Source organism: Psychrilyobacter sp., from assembly GCF_037132775.1.
In the GTDB taxonomy this organism is placed as follows: domain Bacteria; phylum Fusobacteriota; class Fusobacteriia; order Fusobacteriales; family Fusobacteriaceae; genus Psychrilyobacter.
In genome coordinates this window covers 1-10,571 of the sequence record NZ_JBAHZY010000036.1, presented here as the reverse complement: position 1 = coordinate 10,571, position 10,571 = coordinate 1, and the positions used below count along the sequence as shown (strand labels likewise).

Annotated in this window: 9 protein-coding genes; 6 read left to right on the top strand and 3 right to left on the bottom strand. The window is 34.9% G+C overall.

Annotated features, from left to right (window positions below):
- Nucleotides 1-115 precede the first annotated feature (115 nt).
- Complete coding sequence (locus V5784_RS02260) at nucleotides 116-673, bottom strand: helix-turn-helix domain-containing protein (RefSeq protein ID WP_336887425.1); 558 nt, start codon at nucleotides 671-673, stop codon at nucleotides 116-118.
- Nucleotides 674-849: 176 nt separating this feature from the next.
- On the opposite strand from V5784_RS02260, the gene V5784_RS02255 reads away from it, so the two are divergent.
- The gene (locus V5784_RS02255) at nucleotides 850-1,962 is read left to right on the top strand and encodes an alanine racemase (protein ID WP_336887424.1); all 1,113 of its coding nucleotides are present in this window, start codon (nucleotides 850-852) and stop codon (nucleotides 1,960-1,962) included.
- Nucleotides 1,963-2,053: 91 nt separating this feature from the next.
- Here the strand turns inward: V5784_RS02255 and V5784_RS02250 are convergent, their stop codons facing one another.
- Both V5784_RS02250 and V5784_RS02245 read right to left on the bottom strand, forming a co-directional pair.
- Nucleotides 2,054-3,577, bottom strand: coding sequence for a SulP family inorganic anion transporter (locus V5784_RS02250; protein ID WP_336887423.1), 1,524 nt, complete (start codon nucleotides 3,575-3,577; stop codon nucleotides 2,054-2,056).
- A 434-nt stretch (nucleotides 3,578-4,011) separates the two neighbouring features.
- Entirely contained in the window at nucleotides 4,012-5,154 is a 1,143-nt protein-coding gene (locus V5784_RS02245) for an aminotransferase class V-fold PLP-dependent enzyme (protein ID WP_336887422.1), read from the bottom strand.
- A 286-nt stretch (nucleotides 5,155-5,440) separates the two neighbouring features.
- Here V5784_RS02245 and V5784_RS02240 point away from each other — a divergent pair, with 286 nt between their 5' ends.
- The 5 genes from V5784_RS02240 to V5784_RS02220 all read left to right on the top strand — a co-directional run.
- Complete coding sequence (locus V5784_RS02240) at nucleotides 5,441-6,340, top strand: trans-4-hydroxy-L-proline dehydratase activase (protein ID WP_336887421.1); 900 nt, start codon at nucleotides 5,441-5,443, stop codon at nucleotides 6,338-6,340.
- A gap of 2 nt (nucleotides 6,341-6,342) precedes the next feature.
- Entirely contained in the window at nucleotides 6,343-8,703 is a 2,361-nt protein-coding gene (hypD, locus tag V5784_RS02235) for a trans-4-hydroxy-L-proline dehydratase (RefSeq protein WP_336887420.1), read from the top strand.
- Between the two features lie 29 nt (nucleotides 8,704-8,732).
- Nucleotides 8,733-9,536, top strand: coding sequence for a pyrroline-5-carboxylate reductase (gene proC / locus V5784_RS02230; protein ID WP_336887419.1), 804 nt, complete (start codon nucleotides 8,733-8,735; stop codon nucleotides 9,534-9,536).
- Between the two features lie 20 nt (nucleotides 9,537-9,556).
- Nucleotides 9,557-9,838, top strand: coding sequence for a pyrimidine/purine nucleoside phosphorylase (locus V5784_RS02225; protein ID WP_336887418.1), 282 nt, complete (start codon nucleotides 9,557-9,559; stop codon nucleotides 9,836-9,838).
- Between the two features lie 193 nt (nucleotides 9,839-10,031).
- Nucleotides 10,032-10,571 (top strand): MFS transporter (locus tag V5784_RS02220; protein WP_336887417.1); only part of this gene is annotated, 540 nt, incomplete at its 3' end.

The following is a 10,571-nucleotide window of genomic DNA, read 5'->3' as shown; positions in this document are numbered from 1 at the left end:
TAGGCTCTGCTATTGACATACAAAAAATAAAGTTCTAATATATTAAAAACGAGAAGCAATAATTAAAGAATTATTACTCCTCTTTTTATAAAAGTTTTACATTAATTTTTAGAGTTTACACAAAACTTGCAACAGCCCCGGCAAAAATGATCTTCACCGTTATTTCTCCATTATTTTTCCATCTATGTTTCATATATGAATTTATCTTAGCACTGTCTCCTACGCACAGGGTGAAATTATCCCCTTCTAGGTCTAAAGAAACTTCCCCTTTCAATATATATGCCACCTCTTCTCCCTTGTGCTCCCTCCTTTTTTCAGAGGATTCCATCCCCGAAGTCAGGGTAAGGATCATAAATTCAATACTTCCTGAAAGATCAGGAGTGAGAAGTTCATAGGATATCTCCTCGTCCCTTGAGAATGTCATCCTTCTCCTACTTCCTTTTCTTACGATAAAATCATCTTGAGGAGTCTCTTCCTTAAAAAATAAAAATAGGGGGATATCTAATTTTTCAGATATATTTTTTATTGTATTGATCGATGGATTAGCACTTCCTTTTTCTATCTGACTCAAAAGAGAGGAGGACACTTCCGTTGCCTCTGCCAGTGATTTTAAGGTCATTCCCCTTAAGTTTCTGAATTCTTTTATTTTATTTCCAATATTTATACCGCTCACTTTCCCCTCCAAATATAACCATCTATAAAATATTATATCATAAAAATATAGTCAATAATAAAAAATTAAATTTTAAAAGATAGTTGTAAAAAATCATCTATTATACTATAATTTATTTAATGTAGTTAAATTATTTTAATTATATTAAATCACGTTTACTTTAGGGGGCGAGAAATATGCATATAGATAACTTAACGACACCTTGTTTTTTATTAAATTTAGATATTTTAGAGAGGAATATCAAAAAATTTCAAAGATTAGCAAATGCAAATAAAACACAATTATGGCCTATGCTGAAAACTCATAAGAGTACAGAAATAACTAGGATGCAGGTAGAAGCAGGAGCCGCTGGGGTACTCACAGGAACCATCGACGAAGCAGAAGCTGTGGTTGAAAAAGTTGGTGTAAAAAAAGTAATGTTAGCTTATCCAGTTTTAGGAAAAGCTAATATAAAGAGGATAATCCAATTGAAAAAGAAGGCTGAGGTATATATAGCTCTTGATGGAGAAGAGGGAGCCAGAGAGATTTCGCAGGTTTTAGATAGTGATGAGATAAACTACCTCCTTATCCTAGATTCAGGTTTGGGAAGATTTGGAGTAAAGGCAGATAAAGTAGTTCCAACGATAAAAATGATAGATAGTTATAAAAATTTAAAATTTTCAGGTATTTGTACACACACAGGTCAAGTTTATGGAGTTTCAGGGAAAGACAAGGTCGATTCTATAATTGAGATAGAACTTAATTCTACTAAAACAGCTGTTGAAAATTTAAAAAAATCCGACTATAAGTGTGATATTGTAGCCACAGGGACAACTCCTACATTCTATGAAGCCATAAAAGCACCACATATAACAGTTTCTAGACCTGGAAATTATGTATTCTGTGATGCTATCCAGGTGGCATTAGGAGCAGCTACAGTAGAAGAGTGTTCCCTTACGGTTATGAGTACCATTGTTTCACACCCAACTGACGATCTGTTTATTTTAGACTGTGGAAGTAAGTGTTTAGGTTTAGATAAAGGGGCACATGGAAGTTCACTTGTCGAGGGATTTGGAATTGTAAAAGATCACCCGGAGCTTATGATTACCGGCCTCTCAGAGGAAGTTGCAAAGGTTAAAATCAATGGACAGACAAATTTAAAAATAGGTTCAAAGATAGAAATAATTCCTAATCACAGCTGTTCTGCTGCAAATATGACCAGTTATATGATAGGTTATCGAGATGAAAAAATAGAGCGTTTGATAGAGGTAGATATCAGGGGAAACTCCAAAAAACCTAGGATAGATTAATCTAACTAAAAAAGATGATTCCTGTAGAAGACAGAAATCATCTTTTTTAGTTAGAGCTGTGCTTGTTTGGATGCAATATCATGTTGCTTTTTTATGCTAAACTATCATCTGCCACATGGTATGTAGGATCTTCGAATACATTTACTTCTATTATTTCCTCAGCATTTTTTAATAATACTAAACAATCTGGACTAAGGTGTTTTAGATGAATTTTTTTATCTAATTCACTATATTTTTCTGTGAGAGCATTTATTGCCTCGATGGCAGAATGATCACTGATATGAGAATTAGCAAAGTCGATATATACTTCTTTTGGATCCTCTTTTGGAGTGAATAACTCCTTGAAACTTACTGCAGAACCAAAGAATAGTGGACCATCTAGCCTATATATTTTTGCTCCATTTTCTTTGAATTCGATTCTAGCACTAATTTTTTTACCTTTTTCCCAAGCAAAAATTAATGCTGAGATGATAACTCCTATGATAACTGCAAGGGCTAGGTCATGAAAAACAGTAATAACTGCAACGATTAATATTATAACGATATCCTTTGTAGGAACTTTTTTTCCTAACTTTAAACTATCCCAAGCAAAGGTTTCGATAACTACCATAAACATTACTCCTACAAGAGCTGCTAGTGGAATGATTTCAATTATTTTAGAACCGAATAAAACAAATGATAAAAGTGATAATGCTGTGGCAATTCCCGAAAGTCTTCCTCTACCATTACTTGTGATATTAACGATAGACTGACCGATCATGGCACAACCACCAGTACCACCCATGAATCCATTGAGGAGGTTTCCTATTCCTTGTCCAATACACTCACGATTCCCCTGTCCCCTAGTATCTGTAAGATCATCAACTAATGAAAGTGTCAAGAGTGATTCAATAAGACCAACCAGTGCTGCAGTAATTGCAAATGGAACTATGATTTCTAAAGTTTCAAGGTTGATTGGCAGATTTGGAATATGAAATTGTGGTAATCCGCCAGATATTCCACCCTTTGCAAACTCTTTAACATTTGGCATATGAATCCCTATTTTATTTAGCCACATAGCTAAACCGGTAGTTACTACTATTCCCACAAGAGATGCTGGGATAGCCTTTGTAAATTTTGGTAAAAAATGAACAATTGCCATAGTTAATAATACTAAAGCTACCATTACATATAGCTGTGCTCCTACCATCAACTTCCCGTCAACTTTAAATTGATTTAATTGAGCTAAGAAGATGACGATGGCTAAACCATTTACAAATCCAAGAACAACTGGATATGGAATCATACGTGCAAATTTCCCGAATTTAAATACACCTGTCAGTATTTGTATTAACCCCATCAAAACAACTGTGGCAAATAGATATTCTATCCCATGTCTAGCTACTAAAGCTACAAAAACCACCGCTACACTCCCAGCGGCTCCAGAGATCATCCCAGGTCGACCGCCAAATATTGCAGCACAAAGACCGATAATAACCGATGAATAAAGACCTATTAATGGGTCGATCCCAGCTACAAAGGCAAAAGCTATAACTTCTGGAACCAGAGCTAAAGATACTGTAAGACCTGCAAGAACTTCATTCTTGAGGTTTATATTACGAATTATTGATATCATTTTCCCTCCCTATTTATTAAAAATACTTATTTTTATACACCAAGTGTTAGTTTATCATTTCTTCAAGACTTTTACAACTAATCTTAATGACTGCCTCTTTCGGTAAATTGCAAGTTTAATTGTCCCACTTTAAAATTAAGCAGACATAGATATGTTTTCTAAATCTATACTTGTTAAACCATTAAATAATTTCCTTGGGTATTTATTTATCCAGTTTTCTATTTCTTTTTTCCCTCTCAGTTATTTTATATGCTAAATCTTTTGAGGTCAATTCAATAAACAACCCAGAATGTATGTAGTTATACAAGTTTTATGTGGTGTTTAACTTTCGTGTATCAGACAGATTTTAATCAGAAGAAATTCTAGTTTCCTAGACAAAAAAATAGGGTAGAATTTCTACCCTGTTTTTTATTATAGCTATTTAGAACTAAACCTTATATAGATTCAGAGAGATCCTTTAAGATCTCGATTGTTTTTAAGATCTCTTCCATGGTGTTATAGTGGGAAAAACTGAACCTTACCATCCCATTTTCATTGGTTTTAAAATCATTGTGCATCAATGGCGCACAATGGATTCCAGATCTTGTAGCTATCCCATAATCATAGGATAAAACTTCAGAAAGATCGCTAGATAGAATTCCTTCCAAATTTATTGTAACAATGGGAGAACGATAAAAACTAGTGAAATCTCCATATATTTTTACCTTTGGTAGATCTTTTATTCCTTCATAGAAAGTCTTGGCTAGAGAGAGCTCCTTTTCACGGATTATATCCATCCCTATGTTAAAGATATATTTTAAACTGGCATTTAATCCTGCTATCCCATGGATATTAGGAGTACCAGCTTCTAATTTGTCGGGCATAGTTTTGGGATGCTCCTCTGAAAATGAATGAGATCCGCTTCCTCCTACAAGGTATGTATCCAAATCTATCTTAGGAGATACATATATCCCGCCTACTCCTGTAGGACCCATAAGGCCCTTATGTCCAGTGAAACAGAGTATATCGATATTATTTTTGACCACATCTATAGGAAATACTCCTACACTCTGTGATCCATCCACAATAAAAATAAGGTTATGTTTTTTGGCTGCCTTTCCTATTCTATCTATATCTACTAGGTTTCCTGTCAAATTGGAAGCATGAGTAGCTACAATAACCCTGGTATTTTTTCCGATACTTGTTTCTAGTTCCTCATAGTTTATATTTCCAACCTTATCTGAACCAATAAATTTTACTTTGACTCCATTTGTTTTTAATTTATATATTGGACGGAGTACCGAGTTATGCTCCAAAGTTGTAGTGATTATCTCATCGCCCTCTTTGAGACCTAATCCCAAGATTGCCATATTCAGAGACATAGTAGAATTTCCTGTAAATGCTATATTCAATGGATTTTTTACACCTATGAGTTTAGCTAGTAATTCCCTTGTTTCGTAAAGAACCCTAGATGAACGAAGAGAATATTCGTGTCCTCCTCTACTTGGATTTCCAAAACTGTTCAGTGCTTCCACCATAGCTTCTCCAACGGCTTTTGGTTTTGGCAATGTAGTTGCAGCGTTATCAAAATAAATCATAATTCTTTCCCACCTTTTCGTTTAATTTGTAATTTAGTTTTATTCTATCTTATTTTGATTTAAAGGTACAATATTAATTTAATTTTTTTTGATTTACTCAAATCTAACATAGATAAATCCCTTTAGAAGCCCCTTAGCGATATTAAAAACAGACATTTTGTTTACAAATACAAACGAAACGTTCATAATCGTAAATTTAAAACTGGACTTAGTGAAATAAATGTTATATACTCACGGTATAAAATAAAAAATGGATAAAATTATTGTTTCTGAAAAGGGAGGAAAAATGAAGGGGACAATTGTAAATGTTCAAAGATATTCAGTTCATGATGGACCTGGTATAAGAACTACTATATTTTTTAAAGGGTGTCCATTAAAGTGTTGGTGGTGTCATAACCCAGAGAATATAAGTCTAAAAGAAGAAGAAATGTTTTATGAAGATAAGTGTACAGGCTGTGGTAGATGTATAAAAATATGCAGAGAGGAAGCTATAAAATTAAAGAATGGAAACCCCTTTGTAGAACTAGAAAAGTGTAAATCTTGTGGTAGGTGTGCTGAATTTTGTATAAGTGGAGCTAAAGAACATGTTGGAAGAAGCGTTCATGTAGATGAACTCATGGTTCACATAAAAAAAGATATCCCCTTTTATGAAGAATCAGGAGGAGGAGTAACTTTTTCAGGAGGAGAACCTTTAATGCAAGGAGAGTTTTTAAATGAAGTTTTAAAGAGGTGTAAAAACCTCAAGATTAATACTACTCTTGATACCTGTGGTTATTCAGACTGGAAAAAAATAAAGAAGATTCATGATAAGGTAGATCTATTTTTGTATGATTTAAAGATATTTGATGATGAAAAACATATTAAATATACTGGGGTATCCAATAAATTGATATTAGAAAATTTAAAAAAATTATCCAGCCTAGGTAAAAATATATATGTAAGAATGCCAATTATAAAAGGTATAAATGATGATAGCGAGCATGTAGATAATTGTGTGAAGTTTCTATCAGAACTTAATATACTGCAGGTAAATCTACTTCCATATCATAAATTAGGTATGAATAAGTATGATAGATTAGCTAAAAAATACAAATTAACAGGAGAAGAAAAACCATCTGATAGTGATATGATAGAAATAGCTGAAAAATTTAGAATAGCAGGAATAAAAGTAAAAATAGGAGGTTAATCATGATGACAGAAAGAATAAAAAAACTTAGAAAGCAAAGTGTAGAAGCAGTGCCTAGAATATCAATGGAAAGAGCAATCATAGTAGATGAAGTCTATAAAAAATATGAAGGGAGTGTATCCACCCCAGTATTAAGAGCCCTAGTACTAAAAGAGTTAATGAGTAAAAAAGAGCTGTGTATAAATGAAGGGGAGTTAATTGTGGGGGAAAGAGGAGAAAAGCCAGCAGTTACTCCTACTTATCCAGAACTATGTTGTCATACTATAGATGATTTTGAGGTTATGAACCAGAGAGAAAAGATATCTTTTAAGGTATCTGAAGAAGCAAAGAATATCCAAAGAAAAACAATAATTCCTTACTGGGAAAAAAGGTCTATGCGTCACTCTATATTGAGCAATGTAACAGATGAATGGAACTCTTGCTATTGTGCAGGGATCTTTACTGAATTTATGGAGCAGAGAGGTCCAGGTCACACAGTGGCAGATGAGAAGATATACAAAAAGGGGTTTTTAGATTTTAAAGCCGACATACAGAAAGCCATAAATTCCTTGGACTTTCACACTGACGAAAAAGCCTTGGACAGAAGGCATCAATTAGAGGGAATGGATATAGCCTGTGATGCGGTAATGATACTAGGTGAACGTTATTCAGAACTAGCTAAGGAGATGGCAGAGAAGGAAAGCGACCCTGCAAGAAAAAAGGAACTTTTAGATATCTCGAAGAGATGTAGCAGAGTCCCTGCTCATGCTCCAGAGACATTTGAAGAGGCGCTTCAGATGTACTGGTTCATCCATCTGTGCGTAATCAGCGAGTTAAACCCTTGGGATTCATTTTCTCCAGGAAAACTGGACCAGCACCTAAACCCATTTTATATAAAGGGATTAGATGAAGGGACAATGGATACCGAAAAAGCCAAAGAACTGCTACAGTGTCTATGGATAAAATTTAACAACCAGCCAGCACCTCCTAAGGTAGGAATTACTCTAAAAGAGAGTGGGACCTACACAGATTTTGCCAACCTTAATACAGGCGGGGTAAGGGCAGACGGATCGGATGGTGTCAACGAAGTAAGTTATATCATACTAGAGGTAATGGATGAGTTGAAGTTATTGCAACCAAGCTCAAATGTTCACATAAGTAAAAAAACTCCTCAAGCATTTTTAAAAAAGTCCCTAGAAGTAGTAAGAAAAGGATGGGGACAGCCGGCATTTTATAATACAGACGCTGTAATCCAGGAGATGCTTATTGCAGGAAAGACAATAGAGGATGCAAGATGTGGTGGGAACAGCGGGTGTATAGAAACTGGAGCTTTTGGTAAGGAAGCTTATATTCTTACAGGGTATATGAACCTTCCCAAGATTTTAGAAATAACCCTTCACAATGGACTAGATCCTCTGAGTGGAAAAAAACTAGGGATAGAAACAGGAGATCCAGAAAAGTTTTCTACTTATGAAGAACTATTTGAAGCTTATAAAAAACAACTAAAACACTTTATTGATATTAAGGTGAAAGGAAATAGGATAATTGAAAGACTCTATGCAACAAAAATGCCAGTACCATTTCTGTCTGTAATCATAGATGACTGCATTACAAGGGGTAGGGACTATAATGCAGGGGGAGCGAGATACAACACCTCGTATATTCAGGGAGTAGGTATAGGTAATATTTCAGACATGATGACATCCATTAAATACAATGTTTTTGATAAAAAAAGGATGTCTATGAAGGAGTTACTGAAAGCTGCAAAAGATGATTTTGTAGGACATGAAGAAATCCTTCACCTAGTTGCTAACAAAACTCCTAAATATGGAAATGATGACGATTATGCAGATGATATCATGCAGGAAATATTTTACGCCTACTATAACGAAGTAAATGGAAGACCTAACTGTAACGGTGGAGAACATAGGATAAACATGCTTCCTACCACTTGTCATGTGTATTTTGGTGAAGTAATAGGAGCCACTACAGATGGTAGAAGGGCAAAAAAACCTCTGGCAGACGGAATATCACCATCTAAGGGAATGGATAAGGTGGGTCCTACAGGAGTTATAAAATCGGCTTCTAAGATGAACCACCTGATAACTGGAGGAACACTTCTTAACCAAAAATTTACACCTTCTATGGTGGAGGGGGAGCAGGGTCTAGATAATCTAGCCCATCTGGTAAGATCATATTTTAAATTAGACGGTCACCATATTCAGTTCAATATAATTAGCAAGGATATACTTTTAAAGGCTCAGAAAAACCCTGAAGAGTATAAGGATCTGATTGTAAGGGTGGCAGGTTTTAGTGATTTCTTTTGGAATCTTGATAAAGCACTTCAGGATGAGATAATAGAAAGAACGGAACAGAAGTTTTAGAAAAAATAAAAAAGAATCGGAGGAGAAAAATGAAGAAAATAGGTTTTATAGGCTGTGGAAATATGTCACAAGCAATGATTGGTGGGATAGTAAAGGCTGAGATATTCCAGGGGAAGAACATACTTGTATCCGACCTCAATAAAAAGAGTTTAGAGACTGTAGCTAATAAATATGGAGTTACTACAACCATCGATAATTTAGAAGTAGCAAAGGGAAGCGATATATTGGTACTTGCAGTAAAACCTAATCTATACAACGTAGTTATTTCACAAATAAAAGACACAGTTAAAAGCGATGTGATTATAGTTACCATAGCCGCAGGAAAGAGTATAGAAAGCACTGAAACAACTTTTGGGAAAAGTATAAAAGTAGTTAGAGTGATGCCTAATACTCCTGCTTTAGTGGGGGAAGGAATGTCTTCTATGACTCCCAACAAGCTAATAGAAACTCAGGAATTAGAAGAGGTAATAAGAGTGTTTGAAAGTTTTGGAAGTACTGAGGTCGTAGAGGAAAAACTTATGGATGTAGTTACTTCTGTAAGTGGATCTGCACCTGCTTATGTCTATATGTTCATAGAAGCTATGGCTGACGGAGCAGTACTTGATGGAATGCCAAGGGATAAAGCTTATAAAATGGCTGCTCAAACAGTATTAGGAGCTGCTAAAATGGTAATAGAAACTGGAATGCACCCTGGTCAGCTTAAAGACATGGTGTGTTCTCCAGGGGGAACAACGATAGAGGCAGTAACGGTTTTAGAGGAAAAAGGATTCAGAAATGCAGTGATTGCAGCTATGAGAAGATGTACAGAAAAATCAAAAGAAATGTCTAAATAGACAACAAGGGGGAAAGATTAATGTTTAATACAAATGAATATTTTGATGGGAAGGTAAAATCTCTTAGTTTTGAAAATAGTGAAGGATCAGCAACAATAGGAGTCATGGCTCCTGGAGAATATAAGTTCGGAACTTCTAAGAAGGAGTATATGACTGTAACTTGTGGTAAGATGACAGTAAAGTTACCTGGGAATGAAAACTGGGAGGAAGTGGAAGCAGGAAATACTTTTGAAGTGGAAGCAGATAGTTCATTTTTAGTAAAAGTAGAGGATGAAATTTCCTATCTTTGTCTATACAGATAATTTTAGGTAGATTAAATTTCAGAAAATGGCACGATGTATTAGTTTATAAATTAAATTTTAGAAAAAAAGTTTAGTCAAGAATAAATAGTTAGGATACTTAAAATCATTGTTACTTATCTTAATTTAGAGAAAGAAACTTGGTTTTTTATAGATACAAAAGCAACATTATTTTTTTAATCGGAGGGAAATGAAGATGGAAAAAGCAGGAAAAAAGCCACTAGGATTTTATGTATGTTCAATGGCTTTTGTATTTGAAAGATTTGCATTTTATTCAGCTAAATGGTTGATCGCAGTGTTCTTAGTTGCTAAGATAGCAGATGGTGGATTAGGAATTGGACCAGGAGATGCAGCAAAAATAACAGCAAACTTGGTAGCATTTACTTACTTAGCACCAATAATTGGAGGGTATCTTTCAGACAGGGTATTTGGAGCCAGGTACCTTGTGCCTATCGGTATGCTACTCATGGGAGCGGGTTACTTAGTGGGATGGCAAGCTAATAGTGTAGGAATGGTTAACTTAATGATTATCTTAGTATCTTTAGGTACAGGATTATTTAAGTGTCAGACAAATGCTATAACAGGTAGACTTTTCGATGATCCCGGTGAATTAGACGGAGCATTCTCTACTCAATATTCGTTCGTTAATGTTGGGGCTTTCTTGGGAACAACTATTATCGGTTTACTTGTAGGATTTAAAGGGTATGCTTTCTGTTTCCTCGTTATTGCAATAGTG